Source organism: Haloarchaeobius pelagicus, assembly GCF_051207375.1.
Lineage (GTDB): Archaea > Halobacteriota > Halobacteria > Halobacteriales > Natrialbaceae > Haloarchaeobius.
This window is the reverse complement of sequence record NZ_JBPJZD010000001.1, coordinates 69,472-91,443: the sequence shown is the minus strand read 5'-3', so window position 1 is coordinate 91,443 and position 21,972 is coordinate 69,472. Positions and strand designations below refer to the sequence as shown.

Below are 21,972 nucleotides of genomic sequence, written 5' to 3'. Positions count from 1 at the left end.
TGTATCACGGTATCTCGTGACGTGCTGGCGGGTGAGCCAGGCCATCGATACGCGTTTACCGGGCGGTCCTGTACCCGACGAACATGAGCGACGACGCGTTCGAGGACGCGGTCTCGGCGGTTCGCGAGCGGGTGGACCCATCACCGGCAGAGCGGGCGAAGCTGCGCGAGACCGCCACCGAAATCATCGAACGGGCCGAGGAAGCGGTCGCGGCGTACAGTCCCGAGGCGGACGTGATGCAGGTCGGGTCGACCGCGCGCGGGACGTGGATTTCTGGGGACCGCGACATCGACGTGTTCGTTCGGTTCCCGGCCGACCTCGACCGGGAGACGCTGGAGGACTATGGACTGAAAGTCGGGCACGCGGTGCTGCCCGACGGGCACGAGGAGTACGCCGAGCATCCGTACATCAAGGGCGAGTACGAGGGGTTCGACATCGACCTCGTCCCCTGTTTCCGGGTGCCCGAGGCCCCGGCCATCCAGTCCGCGGTCGACCGAACGCCGTTTCACAACGAGTACCTTCGCGAGCACCTGACCGACGAACTGGCGGCGGACGTCCGCGTGGCGAAGCAGTTCCTGAAGGGTATCGGGGTCTACGGGAGCAACCTCCGCACGCAGGGCTTCTCGGGCTACCTGACCGAACTGCTCATCTACGAGTGCGGCGGGTTCCGGCCGTTCGTCGAGGCCGCTGCCGACTGGGAGCCGCCCGTCGTCTTCGACCCCGAGGACCACGCAGCCCGGGAGTTCGACGACCCGCTGGTCGTCATCGACCCGACCGACCCGGAGCGCAACGTCGCGGCAGTCCTCTCCGCGGAGAACTTCGCACGCCTGCAACACCACGCGCGGGCGTTCCTCGCCGAGCCGACCGTCGACCGGTTCTTCCCCGACGAACTGGCACCGCTGGACGCAGACGCGATTCGCGCCCAGGTCGAGGACCGTGGGACCACGCCGGTGGCCATCCGGTTCGACGCGCCGGACCTGGTCGATGACCAGCTCTGGCCGCAGCTCCGGCGCTCGCTGACGGGCGTCGCGAACGAACTGGAACGCCGCGGGTTCGACCCGCTCCGGTGGAAGACGTTCGCGGACGACACGGCCGTCCTGCTCGTCGAATGTGGCGTGGCCGAGCGCCCGGCAATCGAACGCCACCAGGGGCCGCCGGTACACGTCCGCCAGCACGCGACCGGGTTCTACGAGAAGTACGCCGAGTCGGACGCCTACGGGCCGTTCATCGAGGACGAACGCTACGTGGTCGAACGCGAGCGCGAGGTCCGCACCCCGCGGGAACTGGTGGACTCCGACCGGCTGTTCGACGTGGCACTCGGCGCGCACGTGGCGTCGGCGCTCCAGGACGAATACGAGGTGCTGGTCGGGACGGAGATCGAAGCGCTCGCCGAGGAGTTCGGCGTCGAACTCGCGGGCTACTTCTCGCCCAGGCCGTGAATCTCGCGGACCTCGTCGATACAGGCCAGAACGTCGTCTGAGACGTCCTCGTCGGGGTCGATGGGCTGGCGACCGTCGAACGTCTCGTGGACGATGGCGACACCGTCGGCGAGCACGTCGAGGCCGTAGCCACCTTCGAGCACGAACGCGATCGGCATGTCGACGCGGTCGCACAGGCTGCGGAGCCGGTCGGTGAACAGGGCGTAACCTTCGGTCGAGACGCGCATCCGGGAGATGGGGTCGTGACGGTGGGCGTCGAAGCCAGCACTCACCAGCAGCAGGTCCGGGTCGAACCGCTCGATGGCCGGTTCGAGACAGCGCTCGAACACCGCCTCGTAGTCGGCGGTGCCCGCGCCGGCCGGGAGCGAGACGTTCATCGTCGCGCCCTCGCCGTCGCCCTCGCCGGTCTCGTCGTGGTCGCCGGTGCCGGGATAGAGGCCGTCCTCGTGGATGGACGAGAAGAACACGTCGCCGTCGTCGTAGAAGATGTCCTGCGTGCCGTTGCCGTGGTGGACGTCCCAGTCCACGATCGCGACGCCATCGAGGTCGCGCTCCTCGAGTGCGTACTTCGCGGCGACCGCGACGTTGTTGACAAAGCAAAAGCCCATCGCGTCGTCGTACACCGCGTGGTGCCCTGGTGGGCGACCGATGGCGAAGGGCGTGTCACGGCCCTGTTCGCCGTCGAGGGCGCTCTCGGCGGCCCACTGCGAGAGGCCGGCGCTCTTGCAGATCGCGTCCCAGGACTCCTCGACGGCGGTGGTGTCGGGGTCCCAGTCGCCGCCGCCGTTCGCACAGAACTCCTTGAGTTCCTCGATGTAGTCGGTCTCGTGGACCGCGGTTATCTCGTCCATCGTGGCCGGGTCGGCGTCGACGTACTCGACGCCGTGCTTTCGTTTGAGTCCCTCGCGGATGGCCCGGACGCGGTCCGGTGTCTCCGGGTGGCGCGGGCCGGTGTCGTGGTCGAGACAGCGAGGGCTGTAACCGAATCTCATCTCATTCGAACAGGGAGAAGTAGGTCTGGATGTCCTCCCCCTTGATGGTGCGTCGGTCGGCGTGCCGTGCGAGTTTGGCCGCTGCGGCCGCGACGTTGTCCGCGTAGTCCTCCAGGATGTCCGCGAGGGCGACGCGCGCGTCCATCGAGACCCGGTAGGAGTCGTCGATGTTGAGGCGCGCGATGCGGTCGACCGGGGCGACCGGTAGTTCGAGTTCGTCCTTGTCGATGTCCGCTTCCACCCCGAAGTCCGCCGCCATCAGCGTCTTTCGACCGTCCGCCGTAGCGACCTCGGCCGCGTCCTCGGCGAGGATAGCGCCGTGTTCTTGAATCCGGCGGGCGAGCTCCTCGGCCGCGTCTGCACTGACCCGGAGGTCGCCTGCGTTCCGTCGGATGATGGAGTCCACCGGGGCGAACGGTAGCTCAACGCTCATACGCGAAAACGAATCATCCTGGCCCTTTGTAGTTTTCCGTAGGCGCGTTCATCGCCGGCGTTAGGTCGAAAGGCCCGCTCAGAACACGTCGTCCGCGTCGAGGACGCCATCCGAGACCGACCCGCGGGCGGTCACTTCCTGCCCGAGATGGACGTCGGCGTCGGTCTCGACGCTCATCGTCTCCTCACCGTTGTCGAGGATGACCGGGCTCCCCGCCTGCACGACGGTCCCGGTGAACTCGACAGCCTCCTCCTGCAGGGACGCGGTCGCGCCGCCTGACGCGCTCGCAGTCTCGGTTTCGGTGCGACCGTCGCTCGAACCGCTCTCGCTCGCGCCCTCGTCACCGCTGAACGCGCCGAGCCCGGTCGCCTGGTCGGCCTCGCCGTCGCCGCCCGCGTCCGCGCTCGCGCTGCTGGACGTGTCGGCGGCGTCGTCGAGGACCGTCACGCTCGACCGCCAGCCAGCGGACGCTTCGAGGTCGTCCTGCCAGCCCTCCTGTATCTCGACGTCGGCGAAGGCGGCACGGTCGCCCGGCCCGAGGTCGTAGTCCGCCTTGTCGCCCCACAGGGCGACCCGGATGTCCCCGGTGTCGTCCTGCACGCGGACGTTGCGGACCTGGCCCTCGGAACCGTCGTCGCGGTCGAAGGTGCGCTTCGGGTCCGCCGAGCGGATGACACCGGAGATGTCGACGGTCTCCTCGAGCTCCAGTTCGGCGATGGGCGTGCTCTCGGGCTCGTAGGTGATGTCCTCGTCGAGTTCCTCGATAGCCCCGCGCTCGCCGACGTGGAGTTCGAGCTGGCCGTCGCGCTCGCGAACGTACCCGTCGACCACCTCGACAGTCATGCCAGCCTCGACCGCCTCGACGGTGTCGGCCTGGCCGTCCCACATGGTGACGCGGATGCGACCGGTCGGGTCACCGAGCACCATGTTGGCGACCTTGCCCTCCGAGCCGTCGTCACGGTCGAAGGTGCGGATGGACTCGGTGTCGAGAATGCGTCCCTTGAGGTTCACGTCGGAGAGTCCGAGCGAGAGGTCCTCGATGCGGTAGGCGTCGAGGATCTCCACGTCGACCTCGGCGTCGTCGTCGACCTCGACCTCGTCGACGCTGACCTCGATGCCGTTGTAGCCCTCCTTCGGGCGGCCCTTGATTCGCAGGACCTGCCCGACTTCGAGTTCGTTCTCGGCGGCGTCGGCCTGCTCGTCCCAGAACGAGAGCCGGACCGAGCCGCTCTCGTCGGCGACCTCGACGTTCGCGACCTTGCCGTCGGGGTCCTCGCCGTCGCGCTCGAAGGTGCGGGTCTCGCCGATGGCGGTCACCTTGGCGATGAACTTCACCTCCTGCATCCCCGGACTGATGTCCGAGATGCCGTTGACCTCCTTGTCCTCCAGTTCGTGGGCGATGAGCATCGCCGCCGTCTCGTCGTCGGCGAGGCCCCCCATCTGTTCGACCTTGGCCTCGACCGCCTCGCGGAACTCCTCCAGTGTGACTTCCTCGGCGTCGAGGTCTTCGTAGACGTCCTCTATCGCGCCCATAATCGTATCAATTCGCAGGGAAGGGGCGCGCTTAAGCGTTGTCCTTGCCGGGAGGCCCCGCTCTCGTCTGCCGATTCCGCCGGTGGGTCGTGCGTGTGCATCACCGCCGTTTGCCGCCCCCTGCTACAAGAAGTCTCGGACGGGCGTGCAGGTCACCGGGAACCACGCAACCGCGAGGGCGACAGCGTGCTGGCCCCGTCAGCGCGACGTCGTGGTGACGGTCGTCGTCTTCCCCTGGCTCGCGTGGACGACCTCGACCGTCTCGGGGAGCCCATCGGCGAATCCGAGGGTCGCGGCGTACTCGACGACACCGATACACTCCATGCACGCATCGGACCCGTCGGACTCCACGCCGACGGTGACGGTGAGCGTCTTCGACTCCGTGTCGAACGTCGCGTCCTGCAACACGGCGACGTGGCACGGCGTGGACGCGACGACCGACCCCGTCACGTCGACGGCCGCATCCCCGAAGTTCACGCTCGCATTCCCCTCGGAGCCACAGCCGGTGTCCGTGGTCTCGATGGACTGTGACTCCAGTTTCGGGGTGGGTTCTGCCGTCGGGGTGGCCGTCGGCGTGTCTGTCTTCGTCTCGGTCTCCTCGTCGACACCGCCGAGGCTATCGCCGCCGACACAGCCGGCGAGTGCCCCTGTCGCAGCGAGGGCTGCCGTCCGCTTCAACAACGCACGTCGCTTCATAGAGGGAGAGAGAACCGCTTATTTCAAAGCCCTTTCGGACGGTGAAAATCCGTTTTCAGCTTGGTTCCCTCCGGCGAATCGTGTGGCGTGTCCGCAGGGGTCGGAGGACGAACACATCGTAACCCTCTTATCCTTCTCCCCGGTACGTGTAATTGAGTCCTGATAGGGTAGTGGACTATCCTCTTGGCTTGCGGAGCCAGGGACCGGAGTTCAAATCTCCGTCAGGACGTTTCTGCCGAACGCTACACCGCGAGCGAAGCGAGCGGTACGCGTTCGGCGAACGGACGAGCGGAGATTTGAGCAGCGAGCAGCTTTGCTGCGAGTGAGTTCAAATCTCCGCCAGGACGTTCATTTCATCACCGGCGACCGTGTCGCCGGTTGTTCGTGGGACCCCCGCTCCCGCGTTATTCACGACCTGACTTGCCCTACGCTCGCGTAGGACTCCGTCAGGACGTTTCTGCCGAACGCTACACCGCGAGCGAAGCGAGCGGTACGCGTTCGGCGAACGGACGAGCGGAGATTTGAACCAGCGAGCAGAACACGCTCTACCAGCAATTCGCTCCGCCAGAAGAACCGCGCCGACCGGCACCGGGCACGGTTTCGTCACCCAAAAACGGCAGCCACGTCACCAGAGCGTTCTCTATGCGACCGACTGGACCTGGCCGGCAGCTCACTCCTCGGTCTCGTCGTCGTCGACCTCGGCTTCTGTCTGCTCGGGCGGCTCCCACACCGGCCGACTCGGCCGGGACCCCCAGTGGTGCCGCGGTTTCGGAACCGAAAGCGGGTCCGAGGGGCGCTCGCGCTGGATGTCGAGCCATTCGTGGTGGCATTCGCTGCAGTAGTTGCCGTGGTACTTGCCGGTCATATGGAATCGCGTTCCGCACGCGACACACGTTCGCCTGTGCTCCATCGTTTGTGTCCTCCGGGAAGAGAGTTTACACGCTGGTATCTCTGTGTCGTGTGTTCTCTTGTGTCTATCAGTAAGGTAGCAAGAAAGGTAAGGGTGACGGAAACCTGGTATTGCCAGTGTTAGAACCTTTCCCTGGCGGAACTCGGTGGTCCGCGACTCAACAGCCACGACGAGTAGTCAGTCTTTTGGGAGCTCGTGTCCGAATGGCAGGCATGCGGGAGCATCTGCGTGCCGGGCTGGCCATCTACAACGCGGGCGACCTCCACGACGCCCACGACGCCTGGGAGGCCCTCTGGCTCGAGCTGCCCGAGGGGAGCGAGGACGAGCGACTGCTCCACGGGCTCATCCAGTTCACGGCCGCGTTCCACCACGCCTGGAACCGGAACTGGGAGGGGTGTGTCGGCCTCGCGGACTCGGCGGGTGACTACCTCACCGGCCTCCCCGACGACTACCGGGGCATCGACGTACCGCGGGTGCGTCGCATCCTCGCCGCGATCGCGGCCGACCCGGAAGTCGTCGAGCGTCGGTCCCGACCGAAACTGACCCACGAGGGGACAGTCGTCCGGTTCGCGCAGCTCGACCTCCCGGCCATCGCGGTGGCGGCGCGGGTCTATGCCGAGGACGGACCCTACGACGAGGACGTGCTGGCGAGTGCAATCCGGTTCGCCGAGGAAGACCGCGCCGACGGTGTCGAAGGCGGGCGCTTCGAGAGCCTCCTCCGGGACTTCGTCGCCGACTCAGAGAACCGGGGACTGGTCTACCAGCGACTGGAGGGACACGTCTCGAAGCGAGAAAGCAAAGAATCGGACGTCGACGGGCTGTTCGGGTAATCAGTCGTCCGCGAACTCGGCGGAGTTGTCCTGCGGGTCGTACCCCAGCACCTCGCGGGCGCGGTCGATGGAGTAGTACTTCCGGTCGTTGTCGGAGATACCGTAGACGATCTCGTAGCCGTAGTCGGCCTGGATACAGCAGTCGAAGAGGTGCGCACAGTCCCGGTAGGAGAGCCACATCGCCTGCCCGCGCTCGTAGTCCTTCGGCGGGTGGCCCTTGGTGAGGTTGCCGATGCGGACGTTGACGACCGAGAGGTCGTGCATGTCGTGGAAGTAGCGCCCGAGTGTCTCACCGGTGGCCTTCGAGACGCCGTAGACGTTCTTCGGTCGGGGGAGTTCCGTGCCGTCGAGGCGGAACTCGTCGTGGGCGCGGTACATGTCGGGAGTCCGTTCCTCGGTCTCGTACGCGCCGACGGCGTGGTTCGAGGAGGCGAAGACGAACTTCTCGACTCCCGATTCGACAGCGGCCTTCATCACGGTGTGGGTGCCGTCGATGTTGTTCTCGAGGACGGACTTCCACGGCGCGTCCGGGCGCGGGTCGCCCGCCAGGTGGATGACGGCGTCGACGCCGTCCATCGCGTCGCGGATGGCTTCCTCGTCGTTCACGTCCGCGACGACGAACTCACCGGGATACGCCGACTCGTCGGTCGGCGGGTCACGGTCGAGCAGTCGCCAGTCGTACTCCGCCGCGAGGTCGGCCAGTATCGCGCTGCCGACACGGCCGCCTGCACCGGTGAGCAGAACGGTGTCGTCCATTCGGTTGGTGAATGGGTCGGGGGTGGTAAGTAGGATGCGATTCCGCGTGCACCGCTTTCGCGTTGTTGTCCGTTTCGGAACTGGAGCCAGGGCCCCCTGACGACCAAAGCCAGCCGTACATCAGAATCGCATGGTAATGAGTAGCATATGGAGTCACTCGGGCCATGCCGCGTCTACATCGGGACCGACGACGGACTGTTCACCTTCGATATCGCAGACGGGCAGGCTGATCGCGTCGGTCGGTCACTTGCGGGTGAGACGGTCCGCGAGGTCTCGGTCCACCCCGACGACGCGAGCGTCGCCGCGGTCGGCTGTGGGCTCCGCGGGTGGGGCCTGCACCGGGTGACCGACGCCGGGGACCGCGCCCGAACCGTCGGGTTCGCAGACGAGTGGGTGTGGGGCGTCACCCGGGACCCTGGCGACCCGGACGCGGTGTACGTCGGGACCGAACCGCCAGGGCTGTTCCACGGTCGCCCGGGCGAGGACGACGGCTTCGAGCGAGTAGGCGACTTCGCAGCCCTCCCCTCACGCGAGACGTGGTCGTTCGGACACGACCCGTTCGCGGCCGGGCACGTTCACGGTATCACGGTCGCCGGCGAAACGCTGGTCGCGGCCGTCGAACACGGCGCGGTCGTGTTCTCTCACGACGGCGGCGAGACGTGGCAAGACGCGCTGCCCGGGGTCGACGCCCACGATACCGTGCTGGTCGACGACCGGGTCATCGTCACCGCGGGGACGGCGGACGACTCGACCGGCGGGTTGCTCTGGAGCGAGGACACGATAGCGTGGCATCGCATCGGCCGGTTCGACGGCATGTACGTGAAAGAACTCGTCCAGGGACCCGACGGCCGCCTGTACGTCGATGCGATTCCGGACCCGGACACCGACAGGGCCGGGCTCTGGACCAGCGAGGACGGTGGGCGGACCTGGACGAGCGTCGGCGCGGTCCCACCGGCTTCTGTCGTCGGCTGTAACCTCCTCTCGACCCATCCCACCGACCTCGGAACCATCTTCCACGCGACCCACTACGGCCGGGAGGCCCGGTTCGTCGTGAGCACGGACCGGGGAGCGACCTGGACCGAACTCGGCCCCCACCTCCCGACCATCCGGACGGTCGACGTCGCACCGCTCTCCTGAGACGCTCGCACGACAGAACCCGAACCGACTTCCACCCCGCCGCCGACACGTCGAGCATGGACCCGACCGACAGAGAGACCGCCTGCTTCGAAGCGGGCATCAAGTTCGGGACGCTGTACCACCAGTTCGCGGGCACACCCGTCAGCCCAGAAAGCGCCGAGAGCCTCGGGCGAGCCATGGAGGAGGCCATCGAGAACCAGCCCCACTGCGCCGACGTCCGAGTGACCATGCGGACCGACCGCATCGCGGACGAACTCGCCGGCCAGAGCGCGGCGTACACCGAGTTCACCGGCCGGTTCGCCGACGTCGAGATGACCATCGAGTACGAGGGCACGACGGTCGAGACCAGCATGTCGATGGAGGGCGACTACCCGATGATGCGGGTGGACTCGGTCGCTGACGACTGACCGGGAACGTATCGGTTCGATGGGGACACAGTTGGTTTCGGTTTCTCTGTGCTATTTCGTGCTGCCAGCCCCCGTCGCAACCGATTTCACTTTCACTTTGAGGCAGGTATTTAACCCATCGGGCACCGAATGGTCCGGTATGAGTCAATCGACCCTGAACGACGACGAGCTGTTCGGCGAGGCGGCATCGGAGATGCGCGAGGACGTCGAGGCCTCCCTGGAGAAGGCCTGGGCCGAACTGCCCGACGCGGACGACGTGTGGGAGACCAGCGCTGACAACGTCCTCGGCGTGTTGAACGGGTTGCGGTCCGCACTCGACACCGGCGACGCGGAGGACCACCTCCGAGACGCCAAGAAGTGGTTCATGATGGGCCAGCGCGCCGACGCCTTCGAGGATTCGGACGACCTCGAAGCCGAGATCGAACAGATCGAGACCGTCATCGAGGACATCGGCGACGCCGGCGAGCAGGTCGGTGCCCTCACCTCCACCATCCCCGGCCTCCGGAGCACGCTGGAGGACGCCCACGCCGCGGACGACGCGGAGGACGAGGCCGACGACGCCGACGAGGCAGAAGCCGAAGAAGCGGCGGCCGACGACTGAGTTGCCCGGTCTCCCCCAATTCGCTAGCGGTCAGCTATCGCGTCCAGCAGTTCGAGTAGCTTCGCCACCGCGTCGTCGAGCACCGCCTCGCCGTGCTCGGCGCTGGCGTCGCTCGGGTCCTTGACGTTTCCACTTTCGGCGAACTCGGCGAAGTCGTAGGCGATGTTCACGCCCGATACCCACTCACCGAAGCGCTCACCAGCGCCGGCTGCGGCCTCCTCGAAGCGGTCCTCGTGGACGAGCGAGGCGTCGATGGCCTGCACGACGCTCGTCTCGATGGGACCACCGTGGCCGAGGTTCGCCAGCAGCTCGCTGTCGACCGTGTCGAACCACGTGTAGGGCACCGCGTAGGCCGTCCCGTCGCGGGTCACCCGGGCACAGAGCTCTCGTACTGCGGCCGCGTTGCCGCCGTGGCCGTTCACGACCGCGATGCGCTCGAACCCGTGGTGGGCGAGGCTCTCGATGGTCTCGCGGACGTACGCCCGGAAGGTGTCCTCGGAGACCCACAGCGTCCCGTCGAAGTGGCGGTGTTCCTCGGCGACACCGACGCTGACGACGGGTGCGACGACGAGCTCCTCGTCGGCTCGTTCTTCGGCGCGTGCGGCGATCTCCGCGGCACTCAGGGCGTCGGTTCCCAGCGGGGCGTGCGGGCCGTGCTGTTCGGTACTGCCGACCGGGAGGATGGCCACGTCTGTGTCCACGGCGCGGACGTCCGTCCAGGTCGCCTCGGTGAGGTGCATACCTCGGGCCACGGCCGGCCGGCTATTCAGGGCACCGTTCGCTGGCCCAGCCGACCGAGCCGATGGCTGGACGTGTGGTGGAGAGCTGCAGGAGAGAAGTACAGAAGCGAACCGCCGTCGACCGAATCGGGATTACCCGGACCAGCCGCCAGCGATGTCGTCGGCGATGTTGCCGCGCCACATCTCGAACCCATCCTTACAGTCGTTACTGTCGGTGAGGTGGTCGACGAAGCCTGCGCCGGGGTCGGCGAGTTCGGTCCCGCAGAACGGGCAGACGTTCGGGTTGCTCCACGTTGGTGTCGAGGTGTCAGGGGCGCTGGACATGTTCACGTAGAAGTCTGGAATAGAGACATATGAATCTATGTCTACAGATATTAGGATGATTACTAAGTGATTATATACCATTGTATAATTTCGCACGATTAAGACAAACCACCAGACAGGAGTCGAACGGCGAGTGCTGGCCCTCGCGTCCGTCTACGCGTTCGATATCGACTGCAACACCTGCCGGCATTCGCGAACGAAGCCCATCAACTGGCTCCCGGCCTCGGGGTCGAGGGCGACGACGACGCCCTGTCCGTCGTCGAGCGCGAAGTGGATCACGATGCTCTCCGCGAAGGCGTACACCCCGGACTCGAACTCGCCTAACCCGGGAATCGCTGGTCGCTCGTCCTCCAGCCTGTGCAGATGCCGGAGATGGCCCACGAGCGTGCCGACGACGTCCGCACCGAACAGGTAATCGAGGTCGTCGCGCACACGGACCAGCTCGAACCCGTCGTCGTCGTACACCAACGTCCCACGGAGGTACTCCCCGGCCCGCCGTTCGCAGTAGTCCGCCAGCTCCGAGCCACGCTCTTGTAGCATTTCGTATTAATTAGCAGTGTCAGGATTTGAATCTACGCCTGCCCGATTCTCAGCCGTCGAGAGCAGGACTGCGAGTTTTTATACTATCTCGACGAACTATCTGACAGGTCGTCCTTTCTGGACGACAGGTAAGAGACATGCCGGGAGAATCCATGCACGACGTCGATGCGAGACAGGGGGACGAAGCCGAGAGAAGCGACGAGGACGCTCTGGCTGCCGTCGCGGAGCCGACGGACCGCGGCGTCGAGGTGACGTTCTTCCCACTCGAGGTGGCCGAGGCCGACGTGTCGACCACGTGGTTGACCGCCGACGCAGACAGCGTCGTCGACCTGGCGGCCTGGCGGTAATCGGTCAGTCGTCGTTGACCTCGGTCCGGGCCTGGCGCTCCTGGGCGCGCTGGATGAACTCCTGTGGGAGTTCGTCGATCTCGCCGGCCTGCACACCCCAGAGGTGGGCGTAGAGGTCGTCGTTGCCGAGCAGTTCCTCGTGGGTGCCACGCTCCTTGATGCGCCCGTCTTCGAGGACGAGGATGGTGTCCGCGTCCTTGATGGTCGAGAGCCGGTGCGCGATGGCGAACGTCGTCCGGTCCGCCGCGAGCTCGTCGATGGAGCGCTGGATGAGCATCTCCGTCTCCGTGTCCACGTCGGACGTCGCCTCGTCGAGCACCAGTATCTCGGGGTCTTTCAGGATAGCCCGGGCGATGGAGAGCCGCTGGCGCTGCCCACCCGAGAGCTTGACCCCACGCTCGCCCACCTCGGTGTCGTAGCCGTCGGGAAGGTTCTGGATGAAGTCGTGAGCCTCGGCCATCCGCGCCGCCTCGACGACCTCCTCGCGGGAGGCACCGAACGTCCCGTAGGTGATGTTCTCCTCGACCGTTCCGTAGAACAGGAACGTATCCTGGGAGACGTAGCCGATGTGCTTGCGCAGGCTCTGGATGGTCACGTCGCGGAGGTCCTGCCCGTCGATGGAGATGGAGCCATCGTTCACGTCGTACATCCGGAGCAGGAGTTTGAGGACCGTCGACTTCCCGGCCCCGGTCGGCCCGACGAGCGCGAGCGTCTCGCCGCCGTCGACCTCGAAGGAGACCTCATCGATGATGGTCTCCTCCTCGTCGTAGCCGAAGGTCACCTCGTCGTACACCACGTCGCCGTCCTCGACGACCAGGTCCTCGGCGTCGGGGTCCTCCTCGATGCGCGAGGGCTCGTCCATCAGCCCGAAGATGCGCTCGGCGGAGGCACGCGCCCGCTGGTACATGTTGATGATCATCCCGAACTGGGCCATCGGCCAGATGAACTGCTGGGAGAGCAGGATGAATCCGGTGAACTCCCCGACGGAGAGGGTACCGGTGAACGGCCCCGGCGCGGGGTTCCCGTTCGCGCTGGCGAACACCCACAGGCCCCCGATGAGGAAGGTGATCATGTAGCCGACGCCCGCGAGCACGCGCAGGCCCGGGAAGAACTTGATGCGGGTGTCGATGGCGTCCCAGTTCGCGTCGAAGTAGTCGTAGGACACGTCGTCGACGCGGTCGGACTCGTAGTCCTCGGTGTTCGAGGTCTTGATGACCTGGACGCCGCCGAGGTTGTTCTCCAGGCGCGAGTTCAGCTTCCCGACCGACGAGCGCACGTCGGCGTACTTCGGCTGGATGGTCTGGACGAACTTGTACGTGAACAGCGCGATGAGGGGGACCACGCCGACGGTGACGATGGCGAGTTGCCAGTTCCAGAAGAAGAGGATACCGGCGATGCCGAGGACCATCACCGAGAGCCGGAAGGTCGAGTTCATTCCCTCGTTGAGGAACCGCTCCAGGCGGTTCACGTCGTTCGAGAGGATGGACATCATCTCGCCGGTCTGCTTGTCGGCGAAGAAGTCCATGTTCAGTCGTTGCATCTTGTCGTAGGTGTCCGTCCGGATGTCGTGCTGGATGTGCTGGGCGAAGGAGTTCCACCCCCAGTTGCGCATCCAGTGGAACGCGGCCCCGCCGAAGAAGCCGAAGGCGATGAGTCCCGCAGAGAGCCAGAGTTGTCCGGTCTCGTTCGGTGGCAGCCACGCATCGGGGACGAACAGGAGCGTGAACGCCTGGTCGTCGCGGAAGATGGAGTCGATTGCCAGTGTCAACATGACCGTCGGGATGAGGTCCAGCAGTCGGGCAACGATGCTGGAAACCAGCCCGAGGGTGAACGCGAACTTGTTCTCGGACCCGTATTCGAGGAACAACCGTGTCATGGCGTTCTCCGCCTGTTCCCGTTGTTCCTCGAACGGGTCGTCGTCTTCCCCTGAAAGTTCCATTGTTCTCCCGCTAGGGTCTCGAATTGAAAAGGCTTGTTACGAATCGAAACGGTTGCCGCCACTCGCTCTTCCGACAGGTCAACGGACCCGACTCGGCGACGGGTTTTCGACGGCAGGCATCGGGCTGTGATGAAATAACTTATCGAGAATGATCTACCTGGCACTCCGGCGAACAGAACACCTGTCCGTCCCCCTCGACGAACCGGGGGGCGACCACGTAGTCGCCGCCGTCGACCGTCTCGGTACCCATCGGGGCCGTGTTCAGCAGCAAGATCGAGCCCGCAAGTGCGGCCAGGCCGTCAGCCGCGACGTTGGACGCCATCGCCTCGCCCTCGAATCCAGCCGTCTCGCAGGCACAAAAGAACCCCGAGCCGTCGAACACCAGCCGGCCACACTCAGCGCAGAATACGTCGTCTTCGAGACCTATCACCATGAGACACTAGAACCCGCAGGAGGGTATAGGTATGAACCAATTACCAGTGAGACCCACCAGAAGACCGGGGAGAACGAGTCGTTAGCGTCGTCCTCAGAGTTGCCGCCCTTCGATCTCGGGGTCGACACCCGCCTCGGTCAGGTCCTCGCGGATTCGCGCCCGGAGCGGGTCGGGCACCGTGTTCCGCCCGACCGGAACCGCGGTCTGGCCGTCGCCTTTCACCTTCCAGTACACCACACACTCACTCGGTTCGTAATATTCGATGCTGTAGCGGTCGCCAGCCCCCTCGTAATGCACACGGGCGGCGTAGTCGTCGGCCTGCCAGCCGTCGAGACGCGCCAGTTCCGCGACTGCGTCTGCCATACCGGACCTCCTCACCGGTCCTGCGTAGGCGTTGTGGTCTCGTCAGGCCGGGTCAGTCGTAGGAGACCTCGACGTGGTCACCGACATCGATGCCGGTCTCGTTGGTGTATCCGCGCGGGACCTCCAGGACGTACTGCCCGCGGCCGGGGGCCTTGATGTTGTTCCCGTCCTGGCCCGGCTCCGGCGCGGGCATGTGGTGGATGCTGGTGATGCGGCCATCAGACCCCACGTAGATGATGTCGATGGGGAAGTCCATGCGGCGCATGACGAACGTCATCTGGCGTTCCTGGTCGTAGACGAACCACATCCCGTTGCCGTCGGCGAGCGAATCGTGGTTGCTCAGGCCGGTGTACTGCTCCTCTCTGGTGTCGGCGACCTCGACGCTGATGGTCGCCAGTCGCGTGCCGTTCTCGTCGGTCACGACGGCGGTACCGGTGTCGTACTGGTCCTCGCCGGGCAGCTCGAGGAAGCCGGCGTAGTAGACGAGGGCACCGGCGAGTGCGACGAACAGGACCACCAGGGCGAGGTTCAGGGCGCGCTCTCTGTCCACACTCCTCATAGCGGGTTCTGCAGGAAAAGGTAAGCGTTATTCCGGCCCGCTGGATACTCTTGGGTGCGGGCTGGTGGTCTAGTTGGTTATGACATCTCCTTTACACGGAGAAAATCGGCGGTTCGAATCCGCCCCAGCCCACTAATTTTGCGGCGAACGGCAGTGAGCCGCAGATTCGTAACCTGGAAGGATTCGAACCAGGGAGCGGAGCGACCGCGGTTCGAATCCGCCCCAGCCCTCACAGCCTGAATCCGCCCCAGCCCTCCTGCCCCAACCTTCCCAGCCCCCACCCCAGCCCTCCTGCCCCAACCTTCCCAGCCCCCACCCCAGCCCTGAAACCCGTAATCGACAGTCGCCACACCGACACCTCGGCACGACATACCATACCGTGACAGTCTTAACCCTCGCCATGATAGACACGGCGACGATGGTAGACTACTACGTGGTAGTGGACGGACACGAGTTCGAGGGTCCCTTCGAGGACCGGAAATCGGCCAAGAAACGCGCCGACCAGCTGAACACCAACGAGGTCGGTGGCCGGTATCGCGTCAGTAAGAAGTAACGAACCCTCATTCTCACTGCGACCGTACCTCTGGCTATGAGTCTCCAGTTCACCCAGCGCGACGAGCGGGTCTGGGACGACCCCGAGCGCTGCCCGTTCTGTGGCGGGCCGGTCTCCGACGGCGGCGCGGGGTTCATCGACCACGTCGAGCACGTCCCCGAGTGTGCAGAGCGATTCGAGCGCTGGCGGTCACAGGTCGGTGACGACGTCCCGGGTGAGTGGGTGGGCTGAAGCAGCCACCACTCCGGGCAAATTTTGTACAGGACGCTCCTCGGTCGACGTATGGACGACCGGATTCACGAGCACGCGGAGGTTCTCGTCGACTGGAGCGCGCAGGTAGACGCTGGAGATAACGTCCTCGTCAGCGTCAGTGAGGGCACACACGAACTCGCCGTCGCGGTCGCCGAGAAGCTCGGCGAGCGCGGGGCGAACATGGCGACGATGTATAGCTCCGGTGAGGTGAGCCGCGCGTACATGAAGGCACACGATGGCGACTTCGAGGACGACCCGGCCCACGAACTCGCACTGGTCGAGAACGCCGACGTGGCGCTGTCGCTGGGCGGTGGGCGGAACACCAGTGCCTCGGCGGACGTGCCGGGCGAGAAGCGCCAGGCGAAGGCGAAGGCGTCCCAGCAGATTCGCGAGGCGTACATGGAGACGGACTGGGTCTCCACCGTCCACCCGACCCGGTCGCTGGCCCAGCAGGCCGGGATGGCTTACGAGGAGTACCAGGACTTCGTCTACGACGCGGTGCTTCGTGACTGGGAAGCGCTCGCCGAGGAGATGGCGAAGATGAAAGAGATCCTCGACGAGGGGAGCGAGGTCCGCATCGTCAAGGCGGACACCGACATCACGATGTCCATCGAGGACCGCATCGCCGTGAACTCCGCGGCGTCGGTCCGCTACGACTCGCACAACCTGCCCAGCGGCGAGGTGTTCACGGCCCCCTACGACACCGAGGGTGAGGTGTTCTTCGACGTGCCGATGACCTTCCGCGGGAAGAAGGTCCGGAACGTCCACCTCACGTTCGAGGACGGCGAGGTCGTCGACTACAGCGCCGACCAGAACGAGGACGTCCTGACGGAGATACTGGAGACCGACGACGGTGCCCGTCGGCTCGGCGAGCTCGGCATCGGCATGAACCGCGGTATCGACCGCTTCACCGACAGCATCCTCTTCGACGAGAAGATGGGCGACACCATCCACCTGGCCGTCGGCCGTGCCTACGACTCGAACATGCCGGAGGGCGAAGAAGGCAACCAGTCCGCGGTCCACGTCGACATGATAACCGACATGAGCGAGGATTCGTTCATGGAGGTCGACGGCGAGGTCGTCCAGCGGAACGGGACGTTCCGGTGGGAGGACGGGTTCGAAGGGTAACCCCATTCACGCCTGGGTCGCACACCAGGTTCTCATGCCCCAGTCGCACACCTGATTCTCACTCGTCGACGGCCGACTCGGGGACCCGCGTCTGTTCTGGCTGGCTCCGCGACCCGACCAGCGTCGCGACCAGTCCGATGACGGCCACGACGCCGACGACGGCGAAGGGGCCGCCCGTGAGGATAGCTGCAGATTGCAGGGCGCTCGCGCCGCCGACGAGCATCAGGACGGCCGCGACGATGCCCTGGCTCACGCCCCAGAACACCCGGACGGTGACGGGCGGGTCGTCAGTTCGAGTAGTCAAAAGCGCCATCCCCAGCGTCGAGGTGTCGCCGGACGTGACGAAGAACGTGATGACGAGGAGGAGGAAGGGGGCGACGAGCACCCCGCCGGCGGGGACCGCATCGAACACCGGGAAGCCGGCGACCGCGACCGAACTGTCGGCGACGACGCCGATGACGTCGGCCGCCCCAGAGCGCTGGAGGCTGATGGCGGTCCCGCCCAGAACGACGAACCAGGCGAGGGTGGCCGCGGTGGTCGCGCCGACGCAGGTCGCCACGACCGTCCGGATGCGGTGGCCACGGGAGACACGAGCGATGAACAGGCCGACGAACGGGGCCCACGAGAGCCACCACGCCCAGTAGAACGTGGTCCACCCACTGACCCAGCCGCTGCCGTCACCGAGGAAGAGACTGAGCGAAAGGAACTCGAGGGTGTAGCGACCGGCTGCCCGCGTCCCGGTCGCGACAATGGACTCGGTCGGACCGACGACCAGCAGCCCGCAGAGCACCGCCACGAAGACGGCGACGTTGACCCGGGAGATTCGCCTGATGCCGCGGTCGATGCCGGTCGCGGCCGAGACGGTGAAGATGGTCGTGAAGCCGACGACGAGCACCAGCGTCTCCACGCTCCCGAGGTCGACGCCCCACTGGTACTCGATGCCCGTGAGGAACTGGTCGCTGACGAATCCCAGCGTGGTGGCGACGCCGCCGATGGTCGCGAACACGGCGAGGATATCGACCAGCCGCCCGACCGGGTGGTCGACCGACCGCTCGCCGAGGACCGGAACGAGAACCGACGAGACGCGAAGCGGTGCGCCGCGGTTGTGGGCGAAGTAGGCGATGGGAAGCCCGAGCGCGAGGTAGGTGCTCCACGCCGAGAACCCCCAGTGGAACAGCGTGTACTCCATGGCACCGACGGCGGCCCCAGGGGACCGGGCGGTAGCGTCCACGAACGGTGGCACCGCGTCGAAGTGGATGACGGCCTCGGCGGGGCCCCAGAACACGATGCCGGCGGCGATACCCGCCGAGAACACCATGGCGAACAGCGACCAGAGCGAGTACTGGGGCGTCGCGTCGCGCCCCCCGAGGCGGATGCGACCCCACGGTCCGGCCACGGCGGCCGCAGCGAACCCAACGAACAGTAGTATCGATCCGTGAAACAGCGGGCCGCCGGCGTCGAGAACGACGGCCGTGACCGTGTCGACGGCCGTCCCGGTCGGGGAGCCACCCCCAGCGACGAGCCGTTCGGTCAGGAGGACGAGGACAGCGAGGAACGGGAGCGTCGCGCCGACGACGAAGGTTCCCGGGTCGATCTGCTCGCGGAACCGGTCGAGCGAGAACCAGCCTGCAGAGACGTGTGGTGCCCCCAGCGAGTCGAGGCGGCCGTCCGCGGGGAGCATCGCCATCGCGGAGAGGCCACACCCGACGAACGTGAGCGAGAGCGCGAGTAGGGCGCGGCCGCTGATGAGGGCGCCGACGATGGTCGGCAACAGGAACGCGGCGACGACGAACGCCCCGCTGACGACGCCGAGAACGACGACGAAGAAGAACGCCGAGTTGACCTCGTCCCGTTCGGGCATGGGTAGTTCTGGACGAGGGTATCGAAAGGCGTTCCGGCCATCTCATTCCTCGCTGATGCCACCGACCGTGTCGAACTGGAAGCGTGCCCCGTCGGCGTCTGGGTCGAGCCTGACCGCCCAGCCGTGGGCGTCGGCGATGGACTGCACGATGGCGAGCCCGAACCCGGTTCCCGACGCGGACGTGGTGTAGCCGGAGGCGAACACCTCCTCGTGCGCGTCGACGGGGATGCCCGGCCCGTCGTCGGCGACGGCGAACCCTGCCCCGCACCGCGAGACGGTGACCGTCAGGGCTTCACCTGCTGCTCGTTGCGCACCGTGTTCCACGCTATCACCGGCTTCGCCGGTGGTTCGTCGAACGCCATGTTCGACGCTATTCCGAAAGAGGTTCTCGAAGAGCGCGAGCAGCCGGGTACGGTCCGCCGGGATGGTCAGGTCGTCCTCGGCGACGAAGCCGGCGTCACCGGTGTCGACGTTCGTCCACGCGTCGCGCGCGACCTCCCGGATGGACACGGGGGCCGGGTCGGTCACGGCCTTGCCGTCGCGGGCCAGCGCGAGCACGTCGTCGATGATGTCGCGCATCCGCTCGTGCTCCTCGCGGACGACGTGGAGCGAGTCCTCGCTCCCCGTCTCGATGGCGAGGCCAAGGTGGCCCTCCGCGACGTTGAGGGGGTTCCGGAGGTCGTGGCTCACCAGCGAGGCGAACTCGTCGAGGCGTTCGTTGGTCCGCACGAGTTCGCGCTCGCGGCGCTTACGGTCGGTCACGTCGCGCGAATTGATGACGATACCTTCGACGTACGGGTCCGAGACGAGATTGCGCCCGACGGATTCGAGGACTCGCCAGGAGCCGTCGGCGTGTTGGACCCGACTTTCGACCCGGACAGTCTCGTCTGGGTCCTCCCGGAGCGTCTCGAGCAACTCACGGACCGCCGCCTCGTCCTCCGGATGGACGAGCGAGACCACCGACCGCCCCTCGACGTCTCCCGGGGCGAAGCCGAGGACCGTCCGGAGCGAGGGGCTCTCGTACCGGACCGTCCCGTCCTCGTCGAGGACGGTTATCACGTCGGTCGCGTTCTCGATGAGTGCCTGGTAGCGCCGCTCGACCCGCCTTGCGTCGCCGACCTCCCTGACGAGGAGCAGCCGGCCGCCGCGGTCGCGCACGTCGAGGTGGGAGAGGGTGACCCGGACCAGTCGCCCGCCGGCCAGTTCGAGTTCGGTCTGGGTGGTGTCGCCGTCGAACAGCGGCGCGAGGCCGGGGAGAAGTTGCCGGACCGGTCGGCCGAGGTCACCACTCTCGTCCACGCCCAGCAGGGCGGCCCCGGCCGGGTTCACGTCGATGAGGCGCTCGGTCGTGTCGAGCAGGGCGTACCCCTCCTGCATGGACTCGATGACCGAATCCCGGGCGACCGGGACGAGTTCGAGCAGCCGATAGCGGAAGATGGAGACCGCGAACGCGGTTCCCGACACCGCAAAGGCGATGGGCGTCAGGTCGACGAGCGCGGGGTCCAGCCCGCTGACGTTCGCGAGATTCGCGGAGACGGGGACGAACACCCCGACGAGCAGCGCGGTCGACTGCCCGCGGTAGAGACGGCGCGACCGTGCCACGAGCCGGACCAGCACCGCCACGCCGACGGCGACCGCGAGGTACGAGAACGTCGCGTGGACGACCAGCCACAGGCCGGGCGAGAGCCGTAACACCTCGTAGCCCGCCGGGGAAACCGTCGTCGGTGCGTGCCAGAGGAGCCCGTCACTGCCGTTCGTAACGGCGAACGCGACGGTGAGCGCCGGGACGACCGCGAGCAGGGCGAGCCGCCGCCTGGTGACCCAGCGGTCGAGCCCCGCGTACGTGAGCGCGAACACGAGCAGCGCGGGCGGCGCGATGGCCTGTCCGACGACCTGGACGGCGTGCCAGAGCAACTTGCCAGCGAGGTCGTCGCTGGCGAACTGGAACGAGTAGCCGAGCGACCAGACGGCCGTCCCGAGCATCAGCGTGAAGAACGCGACGACCCGCCGATCGCGCCGGACGCTCACAACGTACACCGCGGCGTACAGCGCCAGGGACAGAGAGACGACTGTCGCGAGGAGAAGCGGATCAGCCCACGGTGTCGGTTGCCAACCCATCGTTTCGTCGGTTCCGGCGAGCGGGAATCCGACCGGTCGGAGTGTCCCCCCTTGCCGGATATGCACCCTCGTACCACACCCGTACATATCAATGCGCGGGCCGCCGCTACCACGTCGCGGAGCCTCCGCGTTCCGACCCGTCTAACCGCCGGTTCGTCACCCCAGCGAACTGGTGTCGACGTAATTTCGTTACCTGTGCGGAGATTCGTCAAATCCGCTCGCGTGCATTGTACGGTCGATATGTCACAGACAGCTATCGTGTTGCAACAGACCGGCGACATGACGGTGTTGCAGGACGTCTTCGCGAGCATCGTCGACTTCCTCCCGAACGTCATCGGCGCACTCATCATCCTGGTGGTCGGCTGGATCGTCGCCCGGGTGGCCGGCTCGATCGTGACGAAGATAATCGACAAGTCCGAGATCGACAAACAGGTCCTGAAGACCCCGCTCGGGCGGATGCTGGGCGGAACAGAGAAGGCCATCTCGGGTGCATTCGGCACCCTCGCACGCCTGTTCATCTACGCGATAACGTTGCTCGCCGCCACCGAGGTACTCGCCATTCAGACGCTCTCTGAGTGGGTCGCCACCGCGACGACGTACCTGCCGGCGTTCATCGCCGGGCTGGCCGTCATCGTCCTCGGGTTCGTCGTCGCCGACTGGATCGGTGACACCATCGCGCGGACCCAGGCAGCGACTGATGAAGGCAAGCTCACGGGGCTCTTTGCCACCGGGACCCGGCTGTTCCTCTACTTCACCGCGCTCACCATCGGTCTCGACACGATGGGCCTCGACGTGGCCATCCTGTACGTGGTCGCCCAGGCAGCCGCCTACGGCCTCGGTGCTGCACTCGCCATCGGCGTCGGTATCGCACTCGGCTGGGGGGGCAAGGACTACGTCTCCGAGAACATCGCGAACTGGATGGGCCGCGCCAGCGGCACCACCGGCACCGGCCCCAGCACGCCCACCCCTGGCCCCGGTGGTATGCAGCCCGACGGTGGGGACATCGACGACCCTGCCGACGACTGACCGCAGAGCCAGCGAACCGCCCGAGACCACGCCGGCACCGCGCCAGCGTCACCAC

At 66.3% G+C, this 21,972-nt stretch carries 25 protein-coding genes and 2 tRNA genes; 12 read left to right on the top strand and 15 right to left on the bottom strand.

Going from position 1 to position 21,972, the window contains the following annotated elements; translation table 11 throughout:
• Window positions 1-83 precede the first annotated feature (83 nt).
• Window positions 84-1,439 carry a CCA tRNA nucleotidyltransferase gene (gene cca / locus ACSC1S_RS00510; protein ID WP_435362707.1) on the top strand — a complete coding sequence of 452 codons (1,356 nt, stop codon included), beginning with the start codon at window positions 84-86 and terminating at the stop codon, window positions 1,437-1,439.
• Here the strand turns inward: cca and ACSC1S_RS00505 are convergent.
• The 4 genes from ACSC1S_RS00505 to ACSC1S_RS00490 form a co-directional block, all read right to left on the bottom strand.
• Window positions 1,418-2,431 (bottom strand): histone deacetylase family protein, encoded by a 1,014-nt coding sequence (locus ACSC1S_RS00505; RefSeq protein ID WP_435362706.1) that lies wholly within the window; start codon window positions 2,429-2,431, stop codon window positions 1,418-1,420. The two genes, cca and ACSC1S_RS00505, sit on opposite strands and share 22 nt — an antisense overlap.
• Before the next feature lies 1 nt (window position 2,432).
• Complete coding sequence (locus tag ACSC1S_RS00500) at window positions 2,433-2,864, bottom strand: histone (protein WP_435362705.1); 432 nt, start codon at window positions 2,862-2,864, stop codon at window positions 2,433-2,435.
• A 78-nt stretch (window positions 2,865-2,942) separates the two neighbouring features.
• Window positions 2,943-4,397 (bottom strand): single-stranded DNA binding protein, encoded by a 1,455-nt coding sequence (locus ACSC1S_RS00495; RefSeq protein ID WP_435362704.1) that lies wholly within the window; start codon window positions 4,395-4,397, stop codon window positions 2,943-2,945.
• A gap of 198 nt (window positions 4,398-4,595) precedes the next feature.
• Window positions 4,596-5,093, bottom strand: a complete 498-nt coding sequence (locus tag ACSC1S_RS00490; RefSeq protein WP_435362703.1) for a hypothetical protein — start codon at window positions 5,091-5,093, stop codon at window positions 4,596-4,598.
• 156 nt (window positions 5,094-5,249) lie between these two features.
• Here ACSC1S_RS00490 and ACSC1S_RS00485 point away from each other — a divergent pair.
• A tRNA-Arg gene (locus ACSC1S_RS00485) sits at window positions 5,250-5,322 on the top strand.
• Window positions 5,323-5,763: 441 nt separating this feature from the next.
• Here the strand turns inward: ACSC1S_RS00485 and ACSC1S_RS00480 are convergent.
• The gene (locus tag ACSC1S_RS00480; RefSeq protein WP_435362702.1) at window positions 5,764-6,003 is read right to left on the bottom strand and encodes a DUF7564 family protein; all 240 of its coding nucleotides are present in this window, start codon (window positions 6,001-6,003) and stop codon (window positions 5,764-5,766) included.
• A gap of 212 nt (window positions 6,004-6,215) precedes the next feature.
• On the opposite strand from ACSC1S_RS00480, the gene ACSC1S_RS00475 reads away from it, so the two are divergent.
• Window positions 6,216-6,833, top strand: a complete 618-nt coding sequence (locus ACSC1S_RS00475; protein ID WP_435364570.1) for a DUF309 domain-containing protein — start codon at window positions 6,216-6,218, stop codon at window positions 6,831-6,833.
• Here ACSC1S_RS00475 and azf read toward each other — a convergent pair whose 3' ends face one another.
• Window positions 6,834-7,589: an NAD-dependent glucose-6-phosphate dehydrogenase Azf gene (gene azf, locus ACSC1S_RS00470; RefSeq protein ID WP_435362701.1), complete on the bottom strand. Its 756-nt coding sequence runs from the start codon at window positions 7,587-7,589 to the stop codon at window positions 6,834-6,836.
• A gap of 147 nt (window positions 7,590-7,736) precedes the next feature.
• Between azf and ACSC1S_RS00465 the strand changes: the two genes are divergently transcribed.
• From ACSC1S_RS00465 to ACSC1S_RS00455, 3 genes are all read left to right on the top strand, one after another.
• On the top strand, window positions 7,737-8,726 hold the full coding sequence (locus ACSC1S_RS00465; RefSeq protein ID WP_435362700.1) for a WD40/YVTN/BNR-like repeat-containing protein: 990 nt from the start codon (window positions 7,737-7,739) through the stop codon (window positions 8,724-8,726).
• Window positions 8,727-8,782: 56 nt separating this feature from the next.
• Entirely contained in the window at window positions 8,783-9,133 is a 351-nt protein-coding gene (locus tag ACSC1S_RS00460; protein ID WP_435362699.1) for a dihydroneopterin aldolase family protein, read from the top strand.
• A gap of 139 nt (window positions 9,134-9,272) precedes the next feature.
• Complete coding sequence (locus ACSC1S_RS00455) at window positions 9,273-9,734, top strand: DUF5790 family protein (RefSeq protein ID WP_435316866.1); 462 nt, start codon at window positions 9,273-9,275, stop codon at window positions 9,732-9,734.
• 23 nt (window positions 9,735-9,757) lie between these two features.
• Here the strand turns inward: ACSC1S_RS00455 and ACSC1S_RS00450 are convergent, their stop codons facing one another.
• The 3 genes from ACSC1S_RS00450 to ACSC1S_RS00440 all read right to left on the bottom strand — a co-directional run bounded on the left by ACSC1S_RS00450 (window position 9,758) and on the right by ACSC1S_RS00440 (window position 11,338).
• Window positions 9,758-10,474, bottom strand: a complete 717-nt coding sequence (locus ACSC1S_RS00450; protein ID WP_435362698.1) for a creatininase family protein — start codon at window positions 10,472-10,474, stop codon at window positions 9,758-9,760.
• Between the two features lie 132 nt (window positions 10,475-10,606).
• A complete protein-coding gene (locus ACSC1S_RS00445) occupies window positions 10,607-10,798 on the bottom strand; it encodes a DUF7501 family protein (RefSeq protein WP_261649688.1) in 192 nt (63 codons plus the stop codon).
• A gap of 153 nt (window positions 10,799-10,951) precedes the next feature.
• Window positions 10,952-11,338 carry a DUF7522 family protein gene (locus tag ACSC1S_RS00440; protein WP_435362697.1) on the bottom strand — a complete coding sequence of 129 codons (387 nt, stop codon included), beginning with the start codon at window positions 11,336-11,338 and terminating at the stop codon, window positions 10,952-10,954.
• Window positions 11,339-11,490: 152 nt separating this feature from the next.
• Here ACSC1S_RS00440 and ACSC1S_RS00435 point away from each other — a divergent pair, with 152 nt between their 5' ends.
• Window positions 11,491-11,685 carry a DUF7511 domain-containing protein gene (locus ACSC1S_RS00435; RefSeq protein ID WP_435362696.1) on the top strand — a complete coding sequence of 65 codons (195 nt, stop codon included), beginning with the start codon at window positions 11,491-11,493 and terminating at the stop codon, window positions 11,683-11,685.
• A gap of 4 nt (window positions 11,686-11,689) precedes the next feature.
• Here ACSC1S_RS00435 and ACSC1S_RS00430 read toward each other — a convergent pair whose 3' ends face one another.
• The 4 genes from ACSC1S_RS00430 to ACSC1S_RS00415 form a co-directional block, all read right to left on the bottom strand.
• Window positions 11,690-13,624, bottom strand: coding sequence for an ABC transporter ATP-binding protein (locus tag ACSC1S_RS00430; RefSeq protein ID WP_435362695.1), 1,935 nt, complete (start codon window positions 13,622-13,624; stop codon window positions 11,690-11,692).
• A 139-nt stretch (window positions 13,625-13,763) separates the two neighbouring features.
• Window positions 13,764-14,057, bottom strand: a complete 294-nt coding sequence (locus tag ACSC1S_RS00425; protein ID WP_435362694.1) for a hypothetical protein — start codon at window positions 14,055-14,057, stop codon at window positions 13,764-13,766.
• 93 nt (window positions 14,058-14,150) lie between these two features.
• Entirely contained in the window at window positions 14,151-14,420 is a 270-nt protein-coding gene (locus ACSC1S_RS00420) for a DUF7538 family protein (RefSeq protein ID WP_435316859.1), read from the bottom strand.
• A 52-nt stretch (window positions 14,421-14,472) separates the two neighbouring features.
• The gene (locus ACSC1S_RS00415; RefSeq protein ID WP_435362693.1) at window positions 14,473-14,979 is read right to left on the bottom strand and encodes a DUF192 domain-containing protein; all 507 of its coding nucleotides are present in this window, start codon (window positions 14,977-14,979) and stop codon (window positions 14,473-14,475) included.
• A gap of 58 nt (window positions 14,980-15,037) precedes the next feature.
• Between ACSC1S_RS00415 and ACSC1S_RS00410 the strand changes: the two genes are divergently transcribed.
• From ACSC1S_RS00410 to ACSC1S_RS00395, 4 genes are all read left to right on the top strand, one after another.
• Window positions 15,038-15,111, top strand: a tRNA-Val gene (locus ACSC1S_RS00410).
• Window positions 15,112-15,397: 286 nt separating this feature from the next.
• A complete protein-coding gene (locus tag ACSC1S_RS00405; RefSeq protein WP_435362692.1) occupies window positions 15,398-15,532 on the top strand; it encodes a hypothetical protein in 135 nt (44 codons plus the stop codon).
• A 36-nt stretch (window positions 15,533-15,568) separates the two neighbouring features.
• On the top strand, window positions 15,569-15,763 hold the full coding sequence (locus ACSC1S_RS00400; RefSeq protein ID WP_435362691.1) for a DUF7501 family protein: 195 nt from the start codon (window positions 15,569-15,571) through the stop codon (window positions 15,761-15,763).
• 51 nt (window positions 15,764-15,814) lie between these two features.
• Window positions 15,815-16,912: an aminopeptidase gene (locus ACSC1S_RS00395; RefSeq protein WP_435362690.1), complete on the top strand. Its 1,098-nt coding sequence runs from the start codon at window positions 15,815-15,817 to the stop codon at window positions 16,910-16,912.
• A 58-nt stretch (window positions 16,913-16,970) separates the two neighbouring features.
• Here ACSC1S_RS00395 and ACSC1S_RS00390 read toward each other — a convergent pair whose 3' ends face one another.
• Window positions 16,971-18,773, bottom strand: coding sequence for a BCCT family transporter (locus tag ACSC1S_RS00390; protein ID WP_435362689.1), 1,803 nt, complete (start codon window positions 18,771-18,773; stop codon window positions 16,971-16,973).
• 42 nt (window positions 18,774-18,815) lie between these two features.
• Window positions 18,816-20,891, bottom strand: coding sequence for a histidine kinase N-terminal 7TM domain-containing protein (locus tag ACSC1S_RS00385; protein WP_435362688.1), 2,076 nt, complete (start codon window positions 20,889-20,891; stop codon window positions 18,816-18,818).
• Window positions 20,892-21,131: 240 nt separating this feature from the next.
• Here ACSC1S_RS00385 and ACSC1S_RS00380 point away from each other — a divergent pair, with 240 nt between their 5' ends.
• The gene (locus ACSC1S_RS00380; protein WP_435362687.1) at window positions 21,132-21,917 is read left to right on the top strand and encodes a mechanosensitive ion channel family protein; all 786 of its coding nucleotides are present in this window, start codon (window positions 21,132-21,134) and stop codon (window positions 21,915-21,917) included.
• The last annotated feature ends 55 nt before the right edge of the window (window positions 21,918-21,972 follow it).